At 46.9% G+C, this 21,054-nt stretch carries 16 protein-coding genes; 8 read left to right on the top strand and 8 right to left on the bottom strand.

Annotated features, from left to right (window positions below; all coding sequences use genetic code 11):
* Positions 1 to 133: 133 nt before the first annotated feature.
* The 6 genes from ACQ4M5_RS28720 to ACQ4M5_RS28745 all read left to right on the top strand — a co-directional run bounded on the left by ACQ4M5_RS28720 (position 134) and on the right by ACQ4M5_RS28745 (position 10,739).
* Positions 134 to 2,035 (top strand): AMP-dependent synthetase/ligase, encoded by a 1,902-nt coding sequence (locus tag ACQ4M5_RS28720; RefSeq protein WP_430679197.1) that lies wholly within the window; start codon positions 134 to 136, stop codon positions 2,033 to 2,035.
* A gap of 77 nt (positions 2,036 to 2,112) precedes the next feature.
* The gene (locus ACQ4M5_RS28725) at positions 2,113 to 2,562 is read left to right on the top strand and encodes a YlqD family protein (RefSeq protein WP_430679198.1); all 450 of its coding nucleotides are present in this window, start codon (positions 2,113 to 2,115) and stop codon (positions 2,560 to 2,562) included.
* Between the two features lie 265 nt (positions 2,563 to 2,827).
* Positions 2,828 to 4,279, top strand: coding sequence for a glycerol kinase GlpK (gene glpK / locus ACQ4M5_RS28730; protein ID WP_430679199.1), 1,452 nt, complete (start codon positions 2,828 to 2,830; stop codon positions 4,277 to 4,279).
* 16 nt (positions 4,280 to 4,295) lie between these two features.
* Positions 4,296 to 6,515: a PhoD-like phosphatase gene (locus ACQ4M5_RS28735; protein WP_430679200.1), complete on the top strand. Its 2,220-nt coding sequence runs from the start codon at positions 4,296 to 4,298 to the stop codon at positions 6,513 to 6,515.
* Between the two features lie 290 nt (positions 6,516 to 6,805).
* Positions 6,806 to 9,496, top strand: coding sequence for an ATP-binding protein (locus tag ACQ4M5_RS28740; protein WP_430679201.1), 2,691 nt, complete (start codon positions 6,806 to 6,808; stop codon positions 9,494 to 9,496).
* Position 9,497: 1 nt separating this feature from the next.
* On the top strand, positions 9,498 to 10,739 hold the full coding sequence (locus ACQ4M5_RS28745) for a sensor histidine kinase (RefSeq protein ID WP_430679203.1): 1,242 nt from the start codon (positions 9,498 to 9,500) through the stop codon (positions 10,737 to 10,739).
* Positions 10,740 to 10,999: 260 nt separating this feature from the next.
* Here ACQ4M5_RS28745 and hpnH read toward each other — a convergent pair whose 3' ends face one another.
* The 3 genes from hpnH to ACQ4M5_RS28760 are packed head-to-tail and all read right to left on the bottom strand — an operon-like array spanning position 11,000 to position 15,632.
* A complete protein-coding gene (gene hpnH / locus ACQ4M5_RS28750) occupies positions 11,000 to 12,013 on the bottom strand; it encodes an adenosyl-hopene transferase HpnH (protein WP_430679204.1) in 1,014 nt (337 codons plus the stop codon).
* Between the two features lie 10 nt (positions 12,014 to 12,023).
* Positions 12,024 to 13,013 (bottom strand): hopanoid-associated sugar epimerase, encoded by a 990-nt coding sequence (hpnA, locus tag ACQ4M5_RS28755; protein WP_430679205.1) that lies wholly within the window; start codon positions 13,011 to 13,013, stop codon positions 12,024 to 12,026.
* Between the two features lie 9 nt (positions 13,014 to 13,022).
* Positions 13,023 to 15,632 carry an efflux RND transporter permease subunit gene (locus tag ACQ4M5_RS28760; RefSeq protein WP_430679206.1) on the bottom strand — a complete coding sequence of 870 codons (2,610 nt, stop codon included), beginning with the start codon at positions 15,630 to 15,632 and terminating at the stop codon, positions 13,023 to 13,025.
* Between the two features lie 52 nt (positions 15,633 to 15,684).
* On the opposite strand from ACQ4M5_RS28760, the gene ACQ4M5_RS28765 reads away from it, so the two are divergent.
* Together ACQ4M5_RS28765 and ACQ4M5_RS28770 are read left to right on the top strand one after the other, a co-directional pair.
* The gene (locus ACQ4M5_RS28765) at positions 15,685 to 16,359 is read left to right on the top strand and encodes a phosphorylase (protein WP_430679207.1); all 675 of its coding nucleotides are present in this window, start codon (positions 15,685 to 15,687) and stop codon (positions 16,357 to 16,359) included.
* Positions 16,356 to 17,555 carry an inorganic phosphate transporter gene (locus ACQ4M5_RS28770; RefSeq protein ID WP_430679208.1) on the top strand — a complete coding sequence of 400 codons (1,200 nt, stop codon included), beginning with the start codon at positions 16,356 to 16,358 and terminating at the stop codon, positions 17,553 to 17,555. Before ACQ4M5_RS28765 ends, ACQ4M5_RS28770 begins: the two co-directional genes overlap by 4 nt.
* Positions 17,556 to 17,585: 30 nt before the next feature.
* Here the strand turns inward: ACQ4M5_RS28770 and ACQ4M5_RS28775 are convergent, their stop codons facing one another.
* The 5 genes from ACQ4M5_RS28775 to ACQ4M5_RS28795 form a co-directional block, all read right to left on the bottom strand.
* Positions 17,586 to 17,846 carry a hypothetical protein gene (locus ACQ4M5_RS28775; protein WP_430679209.1) on the bottom strand — a complete coding sequence of 87 codons (261 nt, stop codon included), beginning with the start codon at positions 17,844 to 17,846 and terminating at the stop codon, positions 17,586 to 17,588.
* A complete protein-coding gene (locus ACQ4M5_RS28780) occupies positions 17,833 to 18,339 on the bottom strand; it encodes a DUF4365 domain-containing protein (RefSeq protein WP_430679210.1) in 507 nt (168 codons plus the stop codon). Before ACQ4M5_RS28780 ends, ACQ4M5_RS28775 begins: the two co-directional genes overlap by 14 nt.
* A gap of 61 nt (positions 18,340 to 18,400) precedes the next feature.
* The gene (gene fni, locus ACQ4M5_RS28785; protein WP_430679211.1) at positions 18,401 to 19,441 is read right to left on the bottom strand and encodes a type 2 isopentenyl-diphosphate Delta-isomerase; all 1,041 of its coding nucleotides are present in this window, start codon (positions 19,439 to 19,441) and stop codon (positions 18,401 to 18,403) included.
* Positions 19,442 to 19,465: 24 nt separating this feature from the next.
* A complete protein-coding gene (gene pyrR / locus ACQ4M5_RS28790) occupies positions 19,466 to 20,002 on the bottom strand; it encodes a bifunctional pyr operon transcriptional regulator/uracil phosphoribosyltransferase PyrR (protein ID WP_430679213.1) in 537 nt (178 codons plus the stop codon).
* Positions 20,003 to 20,056: 54 nt separating this feature from the next.
* On the bottom strand, positions 20,057 to 20,878 hold the full coding sequence (locus tag ACQ4M5_RS28795) for a hypothetical protein (protein WP_430679214.1): 822 nt from the start codon (positions 20,876 to 20,878) through the stop codon (positions 20,057 to 20,059).
* Positions 20,879 to 21,054: the final 176 nt, after the last annotated feature.

The raw sequence follows: 21,054 nt of genomic DNA on the forward strand, positions 1-21,054 counted from the left end.
TCGATCGACATCTTGAGAAAAACTGCACAAGCGGGGCGGGTATCGGACACAATGAATTCTGTCTGCTCTCGGTGGTTCAACCCTTGACTTAAGGAATACCGTTAAATCACACCCTCATACAGGAGTTTCGCTCATGAGCCGTGCTTACCCCTCTGTGCCATTTGAACAAGCCCCCTATCGCGCCATTCAGTCTTTACCCGAACTCTGGTCGGTCATTTCTAAGCAGTATGCGACCGTTTTGGCAGTTCATGACCCACACAGCAATCCAGAAATTAAACTCACTTATGCACAGCTTTATGAGCAGATGCAGTGGTTTGCAGCGGGGATTCAGGCATTAGAAATTCGCACCGATGCAGCCGATCGAGTTCCGCCTCGAATTGCGCTCTTCTCTGATAACTGTCCCCGATGGTTGATTGCAGATCAGGGAATTATGCGATCGGGTGCGGTCGATGTGGTTCGAGGCGCACAAGCTGATCCACTAGAGTTACGATACATTTTGGAACATAGCGGCTCGGTGGGTGTCGTTCTGCAAGATGCGGAACTGTTGAAAAAGCTCCGACCGATTTTGGCAGAAGTGCCGCTGCAATTCGTGATTCTGCTGACCGATGAGACGGCAACCTCAGATACTTACAAGGTGATGAACTTCTCCGAGGTGATCAACCTTGGCAAATCGCACACACTTCAACCTGTGCAACAAAATCGGCAAACTCTAGCCACTCTGATGTATACATCGGGAACATCGGGAATGCCCAAGGGCGTGATGCTCAGTCACGGGAACTTACTGTATGAAGTGAATGGCGCGTATGCTGTGGCGAAATTGGAACCGGGAGAGCGGGTATTAAGCATTCTTCCGATTTGGCATAGCTATGAGCGGACGTTTGAATACTTTATTTTCTCGAACGGTTGTACTCAGATTTATACGAACATCCGCTTTGTGAAAAAGGACATCAAAGACCATCGACCGCACTACATGGTTGGGGTTCCGAGATTGTGGGAATCGATTTACGAAGGCATTCAGAAACAATTCCGCGACCAGCCTGCGAAGAAACAGAAGTTAGTGAAGTTCTTCTTAGGTCAAAGCCAGAAGTATATTTTGGCAAAACGCACCGCTGAGAATTTGAACTTGGATCACTTAGATCCATCTGGCTCTGAGAAGTTAATGGCAAAAATGAAAGCGGCTGTACGGTATCCCTTTCACAAATTGGGCGATCGATTAGTCTATGAAAAGGTTCGACAAGGAACGGGCGGCTGTCTCAAGTTCGTTGTGAGTGGTGGCGGCTCGATCGCAGAACACTTAGAAGACTTTTTCGAGATTGTGGGCATCAATATTCTGGGTGGATATGGACTCACTGAAACCTCTCCGATCACTCATGCCCGTCGTCCTTGGCGGAATGTTCGCGGAGCCGATGGAGAGCCGTTACCAGGAACTGAAACGCGGATTGTTGATCCAGAAACGCGCAAAGATTTACCGATCGGGCAGCGGGGTTTGATCCTGCTGCGGGGACACCAGATCATGCAAGGGTATTTCAAAAATCCGGAGGCGACTGCCAAAGCGATCGATCCCCAAGGATGGTTTGATACCGGGGACTTGGGCATGGTGACGCGATATGGAGATTTAGTGATCACCGGACGCGCCAAAGATACGATCGTGCTAACCAACGGCGAGAACATCGAACCGCAACCGATCGAAGATGCCTGTCTGCGGAGTCCGTATGTTGATCAGATCATGCTGGTTGGACAGGATCAGAAAGTTCTCGGTGCGTTGGTTGTGCCGAACATCGAAGCCTTGGAACAATGGAAGGGTGGGACTGTAACTCTACAAGATCCAGCCGTACAAGATTTGTTCCGTCAAGAATTGACGAAGTTAGTCAAAGAGCGTCCGGGTTATCGTCCAGACGATCGAATTGGTAACTTTAGGCTGTTGTCGGAGCCGTTCACAATGGAGAATGGATTGCTGACGCAGACCTTGAAAATTCGGCGAAACGTTGTGATGGAGCGCTACCAAGGTATGATTGACGAGATGTTTTCGCAGTAGGTTACATCAATGGGGGCTAAAGCGTTTATGATAGCTTCCTAGCCCTCGCTCCCCTAGTTTTTACTCTGAGTCACAGTATGGAAATCTCTAAGTCTCATCTGTTGTTACAGCGCAATGTAAATGTGAAGGCGGTTGTTACTCCTCGTTGGAAGGACGAAGCACAGCAAACGTTACAGGCGCAATTGAATCAGGTTGATAATCAGTTACAGCAGCTTGAAATGCAAATGCAGCAGGTGTTGACTGAAATTCAGCGACAGACGCTTCAACCGGGAAGTCCAGAGGCGATGCAGCAGAGCGAAAGTGTTCGGATGCAGTTCAATCAGCGCAAAAGTGAATTGCTAGAACAGAAAAATCAGAGCCTTCAGCAGTTGCAACAAGTTCAAATGTTGGAGTTGGATCAAGAAGTGCAACAAGGTCAGATTGGCAGCGTGTTTCGGATTGAGCCAGGGGACAATCTGGTTGAGAAGATGAATGTGGAAGTGTTGCTGCGCGATGGCATCGTTGAGGAGATTCGCGGCATTATTTGAGATTGATCGATACCGTGTTTGAGATTGATCAATGCCCTGTTTGAAATCGATCAGTGCCGTGGCGAATAGAATTCGCGGCTATACAAACAAAACCTGCCTTCGCAGGTTAACAGCCAAATTCTTGAGTCCGTGTAGACGGACTTTTTTTGTATAGCCGCACACTTCAGTGTGACGGGCTTGAAGGATATTGATATCTACAAATTTTCACGATCGCTAATTCCCAATTCTCGCTATTGTCGGTGTTAGACACTCTCTGACGCGACGTATGGCAAAGTATATTCTGGCTCTCGATCTGGGCACGACGGGCAATCGAGCATTTCTCTTTGATCACTCTGGCAACATTGCTGGACAGACTTATTTACAGTTGCAGCAGTACTATCCGCAGCCGGGATGGTTGGAACATGATGCTGAAGAGATTTGGAATGCAACACAATCTGTAATTCGATCGACAATTCAAAACATCGATCCGGCGGATATTGCCGCGATCGGGCTAACCGTTCAGCGTGAAACTTGCTTACTCTGGGACAAGACCACTGGAAAGCCGCTACATCGTGCGATCGTTTGGCAAGATCGACGAACGGCGGATTTTTGCAATGAACTTCGAGATCAGGGATTCGCTGAAGAAATCTACGATCGAACAGGCTTAGTAATTGATGCTTATTTTTCCGCAACTAAGCTGAGATGGTTGCTCGATCGCGTTGAAGGCGTTGATTTAAATAATGTTTTAGCAGGCACGATCGATACCTGGATTCTCTGGAAACTGACAAACGGGAAAGTCCACGCCACCGATCACAGCAATGCCAGTCGCACTTTATTAATGAACTTAAAAACCCTAGAGTGGGACGAACGATTGCTTGAGATATTCGGCATTCCTAGACAGATTTTGCCATCGATTCAGCCAAGCTTAGGAACTTTTGGGATCGCAGATTTATTCAAAGTTCCGATCACAGCCATTCTCGGTGATCAACAAGCGGCATTGTTTGGACAAGGATGCGATCGACCGGGTTTGATGAAATGTACCTATGGAACCGGAAGCTTTCTTGTCGCACATACTGGCTCAGAAATTGTGCGATCGAATCAGCAACTAATTTCAACGATCGCTTGGACTGATAGCACTCAAATCGGGTATGCACTCGAAGGCAGTATGTTCACGAGTGGTGCTTGTGTTCAATGGCTCAGAGATGGACTGGGATTGATCAAAACGGCTCAGGAAACCGAAGCGATCGCCCAACAAGTTTCAGATAATGGCGGCGTGTACTTTGTACCTGCATTGAGTGGATTGGGAACACCACACTGGGATATGAGTGCGCGAGGAGCTTTCTTGGGAATTACAGGCGGCGTGAAGCGAGAACACATGGTTAGAGCAGTTCTAGAGGCGATCGCATTTCAAGTCAAAGAGGTCGTGGATGAAATCGAAACTTATAGTCCAATTCCTTTGCAGAAACTATCCGTAGATGGTGGCGCTTGTGAGAATAATTTTCTAATGCAGCTTCAAGCGGATGTCTTAGGAATTCCGATCGAGCGTCCAGCCATTCGGGATACAACCGTTTTAGGGGTTGCATTTGCGGCAGGATTGGCTTGTGGATTTTGGCAGCGCTATGATCAATTAGTCGAACATCGAGTCATCGATCGTATTTTTGAACCTCGATCGTCTTCAGTTCAGGCTGATTTCAAACAATGGCAAAAAGCGGTCGATCGCGCAAAATGTTGGCAGTAGTGTTCTCAGGTTCGTGATGTTGCCTTTTTCTGAGTTGCCTTTAGTTTTAGCGGGTCCAATCTTGCGACGGACTGAGCCCAAAGCCGTAACGGTTTGGGTTGCACTCCAGCAAGCTTGTACCGTTCAACTGCGGATTTACAGCACCAGAGAGACAGAAATCGATCAATGCGTCATGGAAGGAACGCGATCGACGATTGCGATCGGACAGTTCCTTCACGTTGTAGCAGTCACGGCTCGATCGACTGAGACGATTCTGAACAATGATCAACTCTACGCTTATGATCTACAGTTCACCACTTCAGAGCAGACTTATGACTTTGAAACTGCGCTAACTTCAGAACGCTTTCCAGAGATTGCACTCAGCTATTTCACACATCAGAAACCGACTTTTGTACTACCGCCCGATCGCATTGAAGATCTCAAGTTCGTACATGGTTCCTGTCGCAAACCTCACGGACATGGAATTGATGCTTTACCGATTTTGGATCAGCTACTTGAAAAAACTGCGACATCATTGCGCGATCGACCTCAACAATTGTTTCTCACAGGCGACCAAATCTACGGGGATGATGTTGCCGATATCTTTCTCAGCGTTGCAAGTTCGCTCGGTGATGCGGTACTAGGCTGGCAAGAACAGTTACCAATCGGACAGCGCGATAACATTGAGTATCAAATCCCATCTACATTCCGACCAGGACAACGAGCAGAAATCGCAACCACTCACGCAGGTTTCACCGCAGGTTTAAGACACAAACGCAGCAAAGTCACAAATCATCTCTTCAGCTTGGGAGAATACTATGCGACTTATCTCTTAGTTTGGTCTCCAGTCTGTTGGGCAATGCCAAATCTACGAATTGATCAACACCAACCCATTCATCAATTCGTCCATACCTTGTGGAAAGTTCGACGCGCAATGGCGAACATTGCAACTTATATGATCTTTGATGATCATGAAGTGAGTGATGATTGGAACTTGAATCGAGCTTGGTGCTTTCGAGTGTTTGGGCGACCGTTGGGGCGCAGAGTCGTTCAAAATGCAATGCTCGCCTACACAGTGTTTCAAGCTTGGGGAAACACTCCAGAGCAATTTGAAACAGGACAAGCAGGAGCGCGATTATTAGCTGCGGCTCAAGGTTGGTCGAACTCTCAAGGAACAGACCGAGCAGCTTATCAAGCGATCGCGAATTACACGGGAATGCCACCCGAAGACCCTAAAACCGGATTACCGCGATTGATTCAAGATGAAGACGTAATGATTCTCGATCGACATCCAGAAACAATTCAGTGGTATTACAAAATTCCGAGTCCTTGTCATTGCATGGTCGTGTTAGATACCCGAACTTGGCGCGGCTATCCGATAGGTGAACGAGCAGAACAATTCGGAGTGTCGAAAGCGATCGCGCCTCCGATGTTGCTCTGTCCCACTGCATTAAAGCAACAACTCTCTTTGCTTCAAACTTGCGCCCCGGAGCAACTCCCGATTTTGATTACGCCCACGAATCTCTTTGGTCTGAAAGTGATTGATCTGATTCATCGCTGGCAGTTACGACAGAAAAAAGTCTTCTCAACCGATGTCGGCGATGCTTGGAACGTTGATACATCAGCACTGGCGCGATTGTTAACGATGCTGTTTGAGGCGCATTCCTCGATCGTAGTTCTCTCCGGCGATATTCACTACAGTTCCTCAATTCGACTGACTTATCAAACGCTTTCACCGCTCAGACCGCCTGCTGTTTTAGTTCAACTCACTTGCAGTGCAATTAAAAACGAAGAGCTACTGACGCGGATCTTACACACTCGGTTAAAAGATTGGTTGTTACCAGAACCGACTCGTTACTGGAACGGCTGGAATCATCCCACCAGAATGATCGAGACATCAAGACATCGATCGGCTCATCTTCCAGACTGGCGCTGTACTTTAGAATGGTTACGACACAGAGCCGTCCGGCGATATAGTCCGAACCTCGATCGCTCTTGGATTGTGATGGAGCAACGTCGATCGTGGCTGAAGTTTTGGAAATGGAAATGGTTCCAAGATGGAAAAGAAATTATCGGTGTGAATAACATTGCGCTGGTTAGCTTTGAATCTTCTGATAAAGCATCACTGACCATTTTTCATAGTTTGCTTTGGTTCTCGCGCTGGAAACCGCTGCAAATTGTCCAAAGTCGCTATGATTGCACGATCGATCGAGACTCTTGTGACAATCCTCTTAAAGAGGATGTTTTAGAAGTATAAAAGGACTCTGCGCTCACGTTGCGATCTCGCCCCGGACTGGAAGTCGGGGCTAACAGAACGAAGTCCACTGAAAGGGGACTGAGAGCCAATTTCAAAATCTTGAGTCCCGTTTACCGGACTTCGCACCGTTAGCGCCGACTTCTAGTCCGGCGTGGGGGAATGCGTCTGAACGGCTACTTCTAAAACACCCTCTAACAAGCTCTCAAAATTGAAATTCCAGTGCATCAGAAATTGTTGGCTGAAACTTCAGTAAGGGAATGATGAAGATGCACTAATTTGCTCCTCCCATTATGCTGCAACGATCGAAAAATTATTGGGTCAATCACGTTCCTTTAAGAGCCGTTTTGATTGTGCCATTCGTTCTTCAAATCTTTGCAGCAGTGGGATTAACTGGATATTTATCGCTGCGAAATGGACAAAAAGCGGTCAATACGATCGCTCAACAAGTCAAGCAAGAAGCAACCGCACGAGTCGAACAACACCTCGATACTTATCTCGCTCTGCCATATCAGGTCAATCAATTGAATCTCAGAGCGATCGACCAAGGGCTGCTGAATTTAAACGACCTGGATCAAGCTGGACGCTACTTTTGGAATCAGTCAAAGACTTTTGATCGGTTTAGTTATATCGCTTTTTATCTTGCAAATGATAGAAGTGCTGGAGCAGGACGCTGGTTAAAAGGACATGATGTGGTGCTGACCCAGAATTCAACTGGAGCAACGGATGTCTCTTACACCGCTGATGCTCAGGGAAATCGCGCTCAGAAGGTGATGGAAACGGATTACCGCATTACAACTCAAGATTGGTATCAACAGGTTGCAAAAGCAGGCAAACCTATCTGGAAAATGAGTACCGCAGAGGAATACGGAAATTACGTTTCGCTGTCTAACTTTACGCCAATTTACGACAAGAACCAAAAGCTACTAGGTGCTCTTGGGGTTGACCTCGTGTTGTCAGACATTGCAACTTTCTTGCAAAACATTCGAGTCAGTGCATCCGGTCAGGTCTTTATCCTGGAGCGAAACGGTCAATTTGTTGCCAGTTCCGATGCAACCCCCATTACATTCAAGAACAAAGATCAGCTTGAACGCTACACCCTTTCTAATAGTCCCGATCCCATTAAGCGATCGATTGCCAAAGAGATCGAAGCTCAGTTCAAATCCCTCGACTCGATTCAATCGCCTCAACAGATCGATCTGATGCTAAATGGTGAGCGTCAGTATGTGCAGATTTCACCTTGGCGCGAAAACGGTCTGGATTGGATTGTGGTGGTCACAATGCCCGAATCGGACTTTATGGCGCAGATTAATGCGAATACTCGCACCACAATTTTCTTATGTTTGGGAGCATTGGGCGTTGCGACGATTTTAGGTATCTATACCTCTCGTTGGATTGCCCGTCCGATTCTGCAACTCCAACAAGCGAGTGAAGGCATTGCCGCAGGAGAACTCGATCGCACTGTTGATGTGAGGGGCATTCGAGAACTTCAAGGATTAGCGGGATCGTTCAACCAAATGGCAGCACAGTTGAAGACCTCGTTTACGGAGCTTGAAGACCGCGTTGCAGAACGCACGATCGAGCTACAGCAAGCCAAAGAAGTCGCGGACAATGCCAACCAAGCCAAGAGCGAATTCCTTGCAAACATGAGCCACGAACTCAGAACGCCGCTGAATGGAATTCTCGGTTATGCCCAGATTTTAGAACGATCGAAACGCTTACCTGAAAAGGAACGGCATGGAGTCAACGTGATTTATCAATGTGGATCGCACTTGCTGACTCTGATTAATGATGTGCTTGATCTCTCAAAAATTGAAGCGCGTAAGCTAGAACTATCCCCACAAGCAATTCATTTCCCCTCCTTCTTGCAAGGTGTAGTCGAAATTTGTCGCATTCGAGCCGAGCAGAAAGACATTGAATTTCGCTATGAACCGGATGCAGATTTAGCGATCGGGATTGCAGCCGATGAAAAACGATTGCGGCAAGTCTTGATTAATCTATTGGGCAATGCGATTAAGTTCACCGACAAAGGAAGCGTTACCCTGCGAGTTGAAAATTCTGCGATCGAGGACAAGATTCGACTCCGATTCACCGTTGCGGATACCGGAGTGGGAATTGCTCCAGAGGATGCTGACAAACTGTTCCAAGCATTCGAGCAAGTCGGGGAACAGAGCCGCAAAACCGAAGGAACAGGACTGGGACTGGCAATCAGTCAACAGATTGTGCAGTTAATGGGCGGACAGATCCAAGTCAAGAGCCAGCTTGGAGTTGGAAGCGATTTTTACTTCGAGGTGATTGTTCCTTTAGCAGAAGATTGGAGCCAACAGCAGACTTCAGCGATCGGGAATATTATCGGCTACGAAGGACAACCGCGAGAGATCCTAGTCGTAGACGATCGCTGGGAAAATCGCGCGGTCTTGCTCAATCTGCTCGAACCTTTAGGCTTTAAGCTCATCGAAGCTGAACATGGACAAGCTGCATTAGAGCAACTTTCGGAACAGCTTCCAGATTTGGTGATTACCGATTTAGCAATGCCTGTGATGGACGGGTTCACCTTGTTGCAGCAGATTCGAGAAACTGAAGAACTACGATCGCTGACTGTGATTGTTTCTTCTGCTTCGGTTGCTCAACTGGATCAGGAAATGAGTTTGGAGGCAGGCGGCAATGACTTCTTATCAAAACCTGTTCAAGTCGCAGATTTATTTAGACTGTTGGAGAAGCATCTCAATCTCACTTGGCACTATGAGGACACCGATTCAGAAGCTGCGATCGACCCTGTTGAACTCATTCCGCCATCCGTTGAAGTGCTACACGCTTGGTTAGAACTTGCTCAAGCAGGACGATTAAAGAAACTAATGAGCGTAGCAGAACAATTCGGACAAGAACACGATCGCTATCTGCCCTTTGTCCAACAAGTGATCCAGCTTGCTAAACAGTTCCAGACCGAACAACTCGAACAATTCATCCAACACCACATTGCTTAAGATGTCTCATATTACAGGTTTAATTTTGATCGTGGATGATACCCCCATCAATCTGGAGGTCATCTCAGAAGCTTTGAGCGATGCGGGATTTGAAGTTGCGATCGCAACCAGCGGCGATCGTGCGCTTCAACAGTTAGACCGCACTTTGCCAGATTTAATTTTGCTCGATGTGATGATGCCGGGGATTGATGGATTTGAGACTTGTCGGCGGATCAAAGCCAACGATCGAACCTCTCACATTCCGATCATTTTCATGACTGCACTAGCAGATACAGCGAGTAAGATTTGCGCTCTAGATCTGGGAGCCGTCGATTACATTGCAAAACCCTTTCACGAGAAAGAAGTGCTCGCAAGAGTGAGAACGCATTTACAACTGCATTACTTGACTCGCAATTTAGCTACTCAAGTCGCTGAAAAAACCGCAGCATTACAGGCTTCTCAACTGCAATTAATTCAAAATGAGAAAATGTCTGCTTTGGGTAATCTGGTTGCGGGGGTCGCGCATGAGATTAACAATCCGATTGGGTGTATTGTGGGCAATGTTTCTGCCATTCATACTTCGATGACAGATTTGTTTGGGCTGATCGATCTCTATGGTGAGAAATTCCCGAATCCTGGCGAAGACATCGAAGCTGAACTAGAAGCGATCGATTTGGAGTATCTTCGCAAAGACTTACCGAAGTTAATTCAAGCGATGAAAGATAGCGGCGATCGCATTACATCCATTAGCAAAAGTCTACGAACTTTTTCCCGCGCTGACCACGATCGCAAACAGTCTTTCGATCTGCACGAAGGCATTGATAGTACGGTGTTAATCCTGCGGCATCGACTGAAAGCGAACGAACACCGCCCAGAAATTCAAGTGATCACAGAGTATGGACTGTTACCAGAGATTGACTGTTTTCCAGGGCAACTCAATCAGGTTTTCATGAATTTGCTCAGTAACGCGATCGATGCGATCGAGGAATCTCATACAACAACCAATCATCAGATCACGATTCGGACTACGGCGGAATCGGATCGAGTGAGAATCGCGATCGCAGATGATGGAATTGGAATGTCGGAAGATGTTCAAGCGAAGATTTTTGAGCAGCGATTTACAACAAAAGCGGTTGGGAAAGGAACGGGATTGGGATTAGCGATCGCACACCAAATTATTGTCGAGAATCATCAAGGTACAATTCAAGTTCAATCGGAACCGGGCAAAGGAACAGAATTTATTGTGGAATTGTCGATCGGCTGAGATGCGAGAATTGTTTGCGAACCTCGCATGAGTCTGTGCAGAACTTTGTGTCGATCGGGGTTCGTCGCTGCGATGCAGTCCGCCCGGAAATGAATCTCCGGGCTAATGGGAGAAAGGAGGCTGAAGCCCCCTCAGACAAAAGTTTCAGCCCGCTTCAGTGGGGTTCCCTCTATTAGCCCGGAGATTCATTTCCGGGCGGAATTGTGGATAAACAAGTACGCCAGAATCTACAAATCCCCTCGCCCCTCAAGATCCATATCTTACTTCCCTAGCACCGAGGTCATCGCCCGTCCAATGTTCTGAGGCTGCATCGCGTCCATTGCCGCAGTTGGTTCATAACCACAATGCACCATACAGTCTGCACACTGAGGATTACCACTCTTGCGCCCGTATTGATTCCAGTCGGTCTTATCCAATAGCTCTTGGAAGGTCTTGTAATGTCCTTCATTCAAGAGATAGCAAGGTTTCTGCCAACCAAGAACACTGTAGCTCGGACTTCCCCAAGGTGTACATTCATAGTCTTTTTCACCCGTGAGAAAATCGAGGAACAAGGGATTATGGCTAAAGTTCCACTTCTTACCCATGTTTAACGGAGCAAGAATTTGACGGAACAATGCTCTCGTTTGCTCTCGTTTGAGGAAATGGTCTTGATCGGGTGCCCATTCGTAGGAGTAACCCGGCGAAATTTGCATTCCATCCACACCCAGTTCAGTTAGAAAATCAAAGAACTCGTGCATTTCCTTGGGATCTGCACCATCGAAAATCGTCGTGTTGGTGTTGACTTGGAAGCCTCTTGCTTTTGCCGCTTTGATCGCTTTGACAGCCGTATCGAACACACCTTTACGATCGACACATTTATCATGCCATTCGCGCATTCCATCCAAATGCACCATGAAGGTGAAATACGGCGAAGGTTTGAACTTATCAAGGCTCTTTTCGAGCAAGATTCCATTCGTGCAGAGATAGATGAATTTTTTACGATCGATCAATCCCTGAACGATTTCGCTAATCTGCGGATGCAGTAACGGCTCACCTCCCGGAATCGATACGATCGGCGCACCACACTCTTCAGCCGCCTTAAAGCACTCTTCTGGCGTGAGATTCTGTTTTAGGATTTCGACTGGATGCTGAATTTTGCCGCAGCCAGAACACGCCAAATTGCATCGAAACAGCGGCTCCAGCATGAGAACTAGAGGAAATCGCTTGCGTCCCATGAGACGCTGTTTAACGAGATAAGAACCCACCCCGATTACTTGCTGTAACGGAACTCCCATCGATATCTCCTCACTTTATTTTGACGGATAAATTGTCCTGAAACCAGTTTACGGCATCTTCCAAAGCGATGCGAATTGGCGTTTGAGGCAGTCCCAGTTCGTCGATCGCTTTTTGTGGATTGTAGTACATCGGTTGTTTTGACATTCTCACCCCATCGACCGGGATCGAGGGCGTTTTACCAAATTTTGTTAGAATCCGCTCATCAATCCACGCCACACCCAGCGGCAACCACATGGGAACCGACCGAGCAGGCGCACTCAGTCCTGTAATTTGACTCAGTTCGTCTAAAAGTTGTTTCAAGCTTAAGTTCTGATTGCCGAGAATGTAGCGCTCTCCGGTTTTGCCTTTTTGCAAAGCGAGTAGATGTCCCACAGCAACATCGCGTACATGAACGAAATTTAAGCCAGTTTCAACATAGCTCGGCATTCGACGCTCTAAAAATCGCAGCACAATATCGCCAGTGGGAGTCGGCTTGATGTCATACGCACCGATCGGAGTACTGGGATTGACTATCACGACATCTTGACCGGATTGAATTGCTTTAATGGCTTCTTGTTCCGCCCAGTACTTCGATTGTTTATAGTGTCCGATTAGCTTTTCGACTGGAGATTGATAGGCTTCTGTCGTCGGTTGACCACTGGGATCAATGCCGATCGCTGCAACCGAACTGGTATAAATCGATCGATCAATTCCCGCCTTTCTTGCAGCAGATAGAACATTGCGAGTACCGAGAACATTGCTTTGAAAGAGAACTTCTCGATCGCGTTGCCACAAAGAATAATGTGCCGCAACATGAAACAGCACTTGACAGCCTTGCATCAATTCGGGTAGTTGTCCATCAGTCAAATCACCCCGAACAATCTCAACCGCTAAACCTTGCAGATTCTCCAATCGACTATTGGGACGCACCAAACAGCGCACGTCCCAACCTTCTTCGAGCAAGAGCCGAACAAGATTTGCTCCTACGAAACCCGTACCACCCGTAACGAATGCTTTCATCAGCTTCTACTAGGCTCTCTGCTTTTTCGGTTTGAGATCATCGAGCAAGGTATACACCACAGGAACAACGAACAAACTCAGTAAGGTTGAGGTAATCAACCCACCTGCGATCGCGACTGCCATCGGGGATCGAAGTTCCGATCCCGCTCCTAATCCAATTGCGATCGGAACCATACCTAGAATCGTTGCAGCAGTGGTCATCATGATCGGGCGCAGTCGAATGGGACCTGCTTGGAGAATGGCTTCATTACGATCGTATCCTTCACGTCTGAGTTGATTGATGTAATCGACAATCAGAATCGCGTTCTTATTGGTCAATCCCAACAGAAACACAAAGCCGATCAGTGAAATCATGCCGAAATCGCTCTGAGTAATCAACAATGCCAACATTGCGCCGACTAGGGCTAACGGCAGAGAGAGAGCGACGACGATCGGATCAATCAAACTGCGGAACAGCCACACCAGAACAATCACAATACAGAGTGCTGACAGTCCGAGCGTTTTACCAAAGCTACCAAAGATTTCTTGACTACTTGCAGAATCACCCCCCAAATTGAGTGTGACTCCCGCTGGCAGAATGGGTTTCGATTCTTCAACTAATCGATTTGTAGCATCGCCTAGCAGTAAGTCTTTGCCTAAATTTGCACTAACATACACTACGCGCTGTCCATTTCGTCGATCGATCTGTTGGAGTCCGTTGCGGTTACTGCTACCACTCACAGTCACATCCACAATTCCAGGAATGGTTTGCAATCGAGTCTGCAAATCAGTTCCCGTTTTCTCTAGAACTGCTAGATCATCACCTTTAATTGCTGCTTGAAGCGGTTTCTGGCTGCCTGCTTCGACAAAGGGAATATCTTCAACGCTGGTCGAAACTCCTGCAATTTGCGGCAAGGATGCTCTAATCTGATCCTGTACCGTTGCAGTTGGCGTGGAATGATTGTCTTTCAGCTTGACGTAGAGTAAGCCTTTGTTCGGCTCTCCTTCACGCGATCCCACTGTCGTAAAGATCGTTTCCACATCGGGCGCTTTTCGCACTGTATCTTCAAGCTGCTTCGCCACATTGAGCGAATCTTGCAGCGGATTAATCTGCGGAACTCGTCCCCCTGCTGCAACGATTCTGGCGATCTCTTCTTGAGGTGGAATCTGCGGAAGTGGAGCCGTATAGCGAACATTGAACTCGCCCCGATCGAGCTTTGGAATAAAGCCCTGTGGAATCATCGGAATGATCGCAATTCCCGCTGCAAAACTCGCCACTGCAATTCCAACGACGATCGCACGATGTCGCAGTGACCAACGCAATAATCGATAGTACCAATCGCTAAATCGTGACCAAATTCCAAAATCACGATCGCGTTTCTGTCCCGAACGTTTCCGCAGCATATAAATCGACAACACAGGCGATAACGTCCGCGCTACTAGCAAAGACATGATCATCGCAGCCGAAACGGTGATCCCGAACGGTTTGAAGAATTGCCCGATCACGCCGCCCATTAATCCGATCGGTAAAAAGACTGCAACTGCTGTAAAAGTCGCCGCCGTAACCGTTAATCCAATCTCATTCGTGGCGTGAAGTGCGGCTTCTCTTGGGGTCGCTCCATCTTCAATGTGACGGCTGATATTTTCAACATCGACGATCGCATCATCAACCACGCTTCCAATCACGAGTGCCAACGCCAACAGCGTAATCGTTTCCAAATTGAATCCGAAAAACGCCATCACAATGAACGTTCCAAGCAACGAAACCGGAATCGCTAAGGCGGAAATTAACGTCGCTTTCCAACTGCGGAGGAATGGGAAAATCACGACGATCGATAATACGATCGCTTCGATCAATGCCTCGATCGTAGAATCAGTCGCTCTCCGGATGAATTCCGCTTGCGTTGCCGCAAGTGTGATCGTGACATTAGAAAGATTTTGTCTGAGCGTTGCAATTTCTTTCTCAACGGCATCCACAACTTCGAGCGTATTCGCATCACCGCGTTTGATCACTTGAATTGCGATCGCATCTCTACTATTAAATCTCGTTAGCGTTGCACCTTGTTGATTTCCTCCGGTTCCTAAGACGTTTACTTTCAGAACGCCCGGAATTTTCGCTAACTGTGGAACGATTTGATTATTTGTGAGATTTCCTAAGTCCTGAAGATTTCGCGAGGTGCTTTCAATGGCGTAACTCACCGCTGCTGATTCGTTTAAATTCAGTGCTGTGACGGTGTACTTTGAATCTCTCGGCAGCGTGACCGATTTTAATGCCGCTTCGACTCGTTGGCTCGATGATTCCAAACTCGTGCCCACATCAAACGAGAGACTGACCGCTGTTTGATTTGGAAAGGTCGAGGAACGGATATCATTCAAACCCTCGATCGACTGCAAAGCTTGTTCGATCGGGATCGTGACCTGTTTTTCTGTCTCAGTAGTTGCAGTTAGTGGCGCTTGAGCATTGACAACGACAACCGGAAAGGTAACGTCTGGAAACAGCGCATACTTCAGCGAACTAAATGCAAATAGACCCGCAACGGTAATAAATAACCAAATGCAAATTGTAATCGCAGGTTTCGAGATCGCGAGTCGGGAAATATTAAAACGCTCTCGCGAGGTAGGTGGAGTGGGCAAATCCATAGAAAATCAAACCTAAAAGTAAACGATCGACAAGAATTTGAGATGATCGAGAGTGTCTCCGTTTTACCGCGAGATTGCCTTATCACACTTTATTCTTCCGATGGTCTTCGTCATTCTCGTCCCTCAAGGTGCAGAATATCAAGCGGTTTCCCAAGGGGTTCGCTCTCAGAAAAATCCACCGCAAGTGATACCCATTCCGGCAGGTAAAGCCGCTATAAGGGATCTCGATCGCGTTTCTAAAACATCGGAAATCCTTGTGATGGGTCTATGTGGCAGTTTATCGCCTGATTTTGAAATCGGCAGCATCGCGCTTTATCAATCCTGTGTGAATCTCGCGGGAATGGTGAAAGAATGCGATAGCGCTTTCACTGATCGACTCCAAAATCAGTTTCAAGTTTCGCCAATTTTGGGACTGACTAGCGATCGCGTGATTTGTTCTGCAAATGAAAAGCGCAATTTAGCAAAATCTTCCGGGGCTGTCGTGGTCGATATGGAAGGATTCCCGATCTTAGAACAGCGATCGATCGCCATGCTGCGAGTCGTGAGCGACGATTTGAGCGGCGATTTACCGGATCTGGGTACGGCGATTAATTCAAACGGGAAAATTCAGGCGATTCCGATGGCGATCGCGATGATAAAAAGACCGATCGGAGCGAGTCGATTGATCTGGGGATCGCTCTCTGGCTTGCGAAAATTACGACAATTGGCGGCGGAGCTATCTCAATGATTTTGATTGCATCGAGTTTGTTAGCGTTTTATTTAGCCTGGAATTTGGGCGCGAACGATGTTGCGAACTCGATGGGAACTTCGGTTGGCTCTAAAGCGGTGACGTTGAAGCAAGCCCTGATTATTGCTGGAATTCTAGAATTTACAGGAGCCGTCGTATTCGGGCGTAATGTCTCTCAAACGCTGATTACAGGCATTCTCGATCCGGCGCAATTCACGCCACAAATTCTGTTAATTGGAATGATTTCGGTTCTGGTTGCTGCGGGAATCTGGTTAAATATTGCGACGCTGTTTGGCTTTCCCGTTTCGTCCTCTCATGCGACCGTAGGCGCGATCGCAGGAGTCGGTTCATTAGCATTCGGATTCGATGCCGTAAATTGGAATGCGATCGGGCTAATTTCGATCACTTGGATCATTACGCCTGTCGTTAGCGGTTTAATTGCAGCAATTTTTTATAGTGCGATCAAGCGTTTCATTTTGGATCAACCGAATGCGATCGCACAATTACAACAATGGATTCCCTGGATTAGTACAATTCTGATCGGAATCTTCGGTGTGATTGTCTTTCCAACCATTGCAGAACCGATTCAAAAATTTATTCATTTATCAGTTCAAAACATTTCTCTTCTTTTAGGTGCGATCGCAGTCAGTACTTTATCGATCACAGCATTGCAAAATTTACAAACCGTCGAATCAACGCTGGCTCGATTTCAAGTTGTAAGTGCGTGTTTTGTTGCGTTTGCTCATGGCTCGAATGATGTCGGAAATGCGATCGCTCCATTTGCTGCGATCGTGTCAGTTTTACAATCCGGAACCGTTCCAACCTCAGACTTTCAAATTCCGATCTGGACATTAGTTTTAGGCGGAGTAGGAATTGTGGCAGGATTGGCGGTCTTAGGTCGGAATGTGATTTCTACGATCGGGGAAGGGATTATCGCATTACAACCGAGTGGCGGATTGTGTGCAGAATTGGCAACTGCTACCACGATTTTGATCGCATCTCGGTTTGGATTACCCGTTTCGACTTCTCACGCATTGGTGGGCGGCGTGGTTGGTGTGGGATTGGTGCAGGGATTGAAATCGATTCGGTTCGAGACGATCCGATCGATTGTTTTCACCTGGTTAATTACGATTCCGGTAGCAGCGGTTTTGAGTGCGATCGTATTTTTGGTTTTACGATCGGTGTTTGGGCATTAATAAGATCGCTGAAGTGTGAGCGATCTCAGGTCATGCTCGATCGACTTTTTCCAGAGCACCCTCAAATGCAGCTTCTGAAATGAGTCCTCTTTCTACTAATTGCGTCTGAACAGCAAGAACATGAATTGGTCTGAGAATGTCTTGGGGTTGGTAGGGAGGCAAGATGATCAGGGTATCAGAGGGCTGATGTTGAAAGAATTTTTGTGGAACCGATGTTTTGCAAGAAACAAAGCCTAATTTGAGGAGCAGTTTTTCTAAATCCGCAAAGGTGATGTTTTCAGGCTTCATCATGAATGATCTCCTGACATTGCTGGAGGACTGAGTTTTTGTAGGTGACAAACTGTTGGATCGCTTCTGCATTTAATATATTCCGTTTTTTTAGATGCAGGGTATGAGTTTCCTTCAGAGAAGCCACCTCTATTCCTTGCTGCCGAAAATACGCTTGCACGTAGAGCCAGTAAGCGACTTCTTGTTGAGCATCGTACAAAATCAGAAGGAATGGCATCAGTTCTTGCGACCAAAGTTCTAAATCGGCTCGCCTTATCTTGAATGGAATGGCTTCTTGATCTGCCAGAAGGGTAAGGTTATCGGTTGCTTTTAACTGAACGTAAATGTTTCCATTTTCTGCTTCGCCATTGCGATCGTAGGTTGTAATCAGAAGATCGATTCCGTAATCATTGTTGATTCGTTGGACGGTATGACCGCATCGTAAAACTAGGCGTTCTACAAAATTAACGCTGAGATCAGCAATGATGTGTTGTCTAGTTCTTCGTTTTTTGACCATACGATCGCAGCGATTTTAGTTGAGCCGCTCTTAAAGTACCCGTTGTTTTGCGATCGACTAATCAATCCGAGCGCCGTTGCAACACCCCCGATCGACGTAATTCTCCTAAATCTTTCGTCCCCGTACAAAACAAGACCGTCGTAATCTCCGCCTTCAAAATATCCACCAATAAATGCAACGCTTCCTCGGATTCATTCGCCGCTTGCAAAAATGGCAACGCTAATCCTGCCAAATCTGCACCAAGCGCGATCGTTTTCGCCAGATCCAATCCATTTCGCAATCCGCCCGAAGCAATCAGCGGAATCGTCTCTGAAACCGCTCGAATCTGCATAATGCAATCCGCTGTCGGGATTCCCCAATCTGCAAATGTCATTCCCAATCGTCGCTGTTTCGGATCTTGAGCGCGACCACTTTCGACTTTTGCCCAAGAAGTTCCGCCCGCACCCGCCACATCGATCGCGCTAATTCCGGCTGAAATCAACTTCTGCGCCATCGCTTTCGAGATCCCGTTCCCCACTTCTTTCGCAATCACCGGAACTGGAAGCTTTTCACACAAGACCGCAATCTTATCAAGCAACCCCCGAAAATTCGTATCTCCTCGCGTTTGAACTGCTTCTTGTAATGGATTTAAGTGCAGAATCAACGCATCCGCTTCGAGCAAATCAACGGCTTTCAAACATTGATCGATGCCATAGGTGTAATTCAGTTGAACCGCACCCAGATTGGCAAATAACAAGGCATCTGGCGCGATCGCTCTTAATTCAAACGAATCAGCCACACCCGGATTCTCGATCGCGACTCGCTGCGATCCGACTCCCATCGCTAACTGGTATTCTTGTGCGATCGCAGCTAATCGATAGTTAATTTTTTTCGCCAACTCTGTTCCGCCCGTCATCGAAGAAATCAAAATCGGAGCGCTCAATGGCTTATTCAAAAACGTTGTCCGAATATCAATTTCTGCTCGATCGAGTTCTGGTAAACAGCAATGCGTAAAGTGATACTTTTCTAATCCTGTGGTTGTCTCGCGGCATTGCACATCGTCTTCTAAACACACTCTCAGATGATCGGCTTTACGATTCTGAGTTTCTGCTGCTCCAGTCATAAAAGTATTTCAGTTACTATTTCTTTATCCTTTCACAAGTTCGACCCCATCCCGCCCATCGGTTTCTTGCAGATACACCTTGATCATTTCTTCTTTCGCGCTGGGCAACTGCTTTCCAATATAGTCGGGATGAATCGGAACTTCGCGATGTCCTCGATCGATTAACACTGCCAATCGAATCACTTCCGGTCGCCCGTAATCATTCACCGCATCCAACGCCGCTCGAATCGTTCGCCCTTTGTAAATGACATCATCAATTAAAACAACCGTTTTTCCAGTCAGATCAAAGGGAATATCTGTCTTAGCAGGAGTCCGAACGCCGATCGTATCTAAATCATCACGGTAAAACGTAATGTCGATCGCGCCCAATGGGATTTCAACATTTTCTAAAACGGTAATCTGATCGCAGATTGATTTTGCTAACGGAACGCCTCTGGTGTAGATTCCGAGCAAGACTAATTTTGATAAATCTCCCGATCGCTCAACAATTTGCGAAGCGAGTCGATTCACAGTTCGACGAAGTTCCTCAGCAGATAAAATCTCAATTCGTTCTTGCGGCATCGTGCGATCGTCCAAACGGATATATGGTTAGCGTACAAGCAAATTTGATCCACCCTACGTCAAATTTGTATTTGATCCGATCGACGGGTTGATCATTTTCCAAGGTTGTTGTCTCTGACCAATTTTTTGCTTCATTGCTGACACATCGATTTGTGGCATCTGGATTTCTACGAGAGTAACCGTTTCTTGCACTAAAGCTTCGAGTTGAAGAACCGCGATCGCAGGTTCCAGTCGAAATAGCGTTTCGAGTCGATCGCTCAAATTCTCTGGCGCGATCGTCATCTGCTGAATAAATCGATTCATTCGCTTGAACTGAAACGTCGAATAATACAGCCGATTCAAACCAGACAACACACCCAGGAGATTTTGAGCAGATTCAACCAAAATTTGATAGTACCAAACCGTTGTATCTCGTCTACCAAGCTTCTCTTGTACGCCCCAAATCGCGAAGAATTTTAAGTAGTGCTGAACCATTGCCTGCGCTAGTCCATCTGGGTAATTTGAAATTTGACTTTTCCATTTTTGAATTAACGCTTCACCGTGTAGAGGAATACCAATCAAGGTTCCAGACATCGCCTTCATCAATGGAGTTTGTACGTCAAATCCCTGCAAAATATTTAAAATATCCTTTTCCCACTGTGCGATCGTCACATGACCAAATTGACATTCAACTCCGTTGACGATATAACTTTCCGCGAATCCTCCTTCACTGCGATCGCCCATAACCCACAGCCGCTCTGACCCCTGGTTCTGCCGTCGCGCCCAGTCCAATTCTTCCTCAGAAGGTAGTTCGTCATAGTAAACACTCATGTCGCAATCGGAGAATTCATCAGATAATCCTTCTGCGACTGATCCTGGTGTCATTGCCGCTTTCATCTTGGGAATTGCAACATACGCTTGAACGTTTTGTTTCGCTAAATTCAGTAATTAGGGCTTGCTGAGGAAGTCTAAGAAGCTTTCTAGGACTGAATTTCAGCGGGATAAATTGCTGATAAAATGCAAGATAAAGCACTATAAACCGTGCAAAAACCTTGCATCTGATTTTACTATGT

The sequence above is a fragment of the Leptolyngbya sp. AN10 genome, assembly GCF_050565645.1.
Taxonomy (GTDB): Bacteria; Cyanobacteriota; Cyanobacteriia; order Leptolyngbyales; family Leptolyngbyaceae; genus Leptolyngbya.

What these genes read in the sequence shown, in the direction of transcription:
- ACQ4M5_RS28720 (WP_430679197.1), top strand. Translation starts at nt 134, where the DNA reads ATGAGCCGTGCTTACCCCTCTGTGCCATTTGAACAAGCCCCCTATCGC.
- ACQ4M5_RS28725 (WP_430679198.1), top strand. Translation starts at nt 2,113, where the DNA reads ATGGAAATCTCTAAGTCTCATCTGTTGTTACAGCGCAATGTAAATGTG.
- glpK (WP_430679199.1), top strand. Translation starts at nt 2,828, where the DNA reads ATGGCAAAGTATATTCTGGCTCTCGATCTGGGCACGACGGGCAATCGA.
- ACQ4M5_RS28735 (WP_430679200.1), top strand. Translation starts at nt 4,296, where the DNA reads ATGTTGCCTTTTTCTGAGTTGCCTTTAGTTTTAGCGGGTCCAATCTTG.
- ACQ4M5_RS28740 (WP_430679201.1), top strand. Translation starts at nt 6,806, where the DNA reads ATGCTGCAACGATCGAAAAATTATTGGGTCAATCACGTTCCTTTAAGA.
- ACQ4M5_RS28745 (WP_430679203.1), top strand. Translation starts at nt 9,498, where the DNA reads ATGTCTCATATTACAGGTTTAATTTTGATCGTGGATGATACCCCCATC.
- hpnH (WP_430679204.1), bottom strand. Translation starts at nt 12,013, where the DNA reads ATGGGAGTTCCGTTACAGCAAGTAATCGGGGTGGGTTCTTATCTCGTT.
- hpnA (WP_430679205.1), bottom strand. Translation starts at nt 13,013, where the DNA reads ATGAAAGCATTCGTTACGGGTGGTACGGGTTTCGTAGGAGCAAATCTT.
- ACQ4M5_RS28760 (WP_430679206.1), bottom strand. Translation starts at nt 15,632, where the DNA reads ATGGATTTGCCCACTCCACCTACCTCGCGAGAGCGTTTTAATATTTCC.
- ACQ4M5_RS28770 (WP_430679208.1), top strand. Translation starts at nt 16,356, where the DNA reads ATGATTTTGATTGCATCGAGTTTGTTAGCGTTTTATTTAGCCTGGAAT.
- ACQ4M5_RS28775 (WP_430679209.1), bottom strand. Translation starts at nt 17,846, where the DNA reads ATGATGAAGCCTGAAAACATCACCTTTGCGGATTTAGAAAAACTGCTC.
- ACQ4M5_RS28780 (WP_430679210.1), bottom strand. Translation starts at nt 18,339, where the DNA reads ATGGTCAAAAAACGAAGAACTAGACAACACATCATTGCTGATCTCAGC.
- fni (WP_430679211.1), bottom strand. Translation starts at nt 19,441, where the DNA reads ATGACTGGAGCAGCAGAAACTCAGAATCGTAAAGCCGATCATCTGAGA.
- pyrR (WP_430679213.1), bottom strand. Translation starts at nt 20,002, where the DNA reads ATGCCGCAAGAACGAATTGAGATTTTATCTGCTGAGGAACTTCGTCGA.
- ACQ4M5_RS28795 (WP_430679214.1), bottom strand. Translation starts at nt 20,878, where the DNA reads ATGAAAGCGGCAATGACACCAGGATCAGTCGCAGAAGGATTATCTGAT.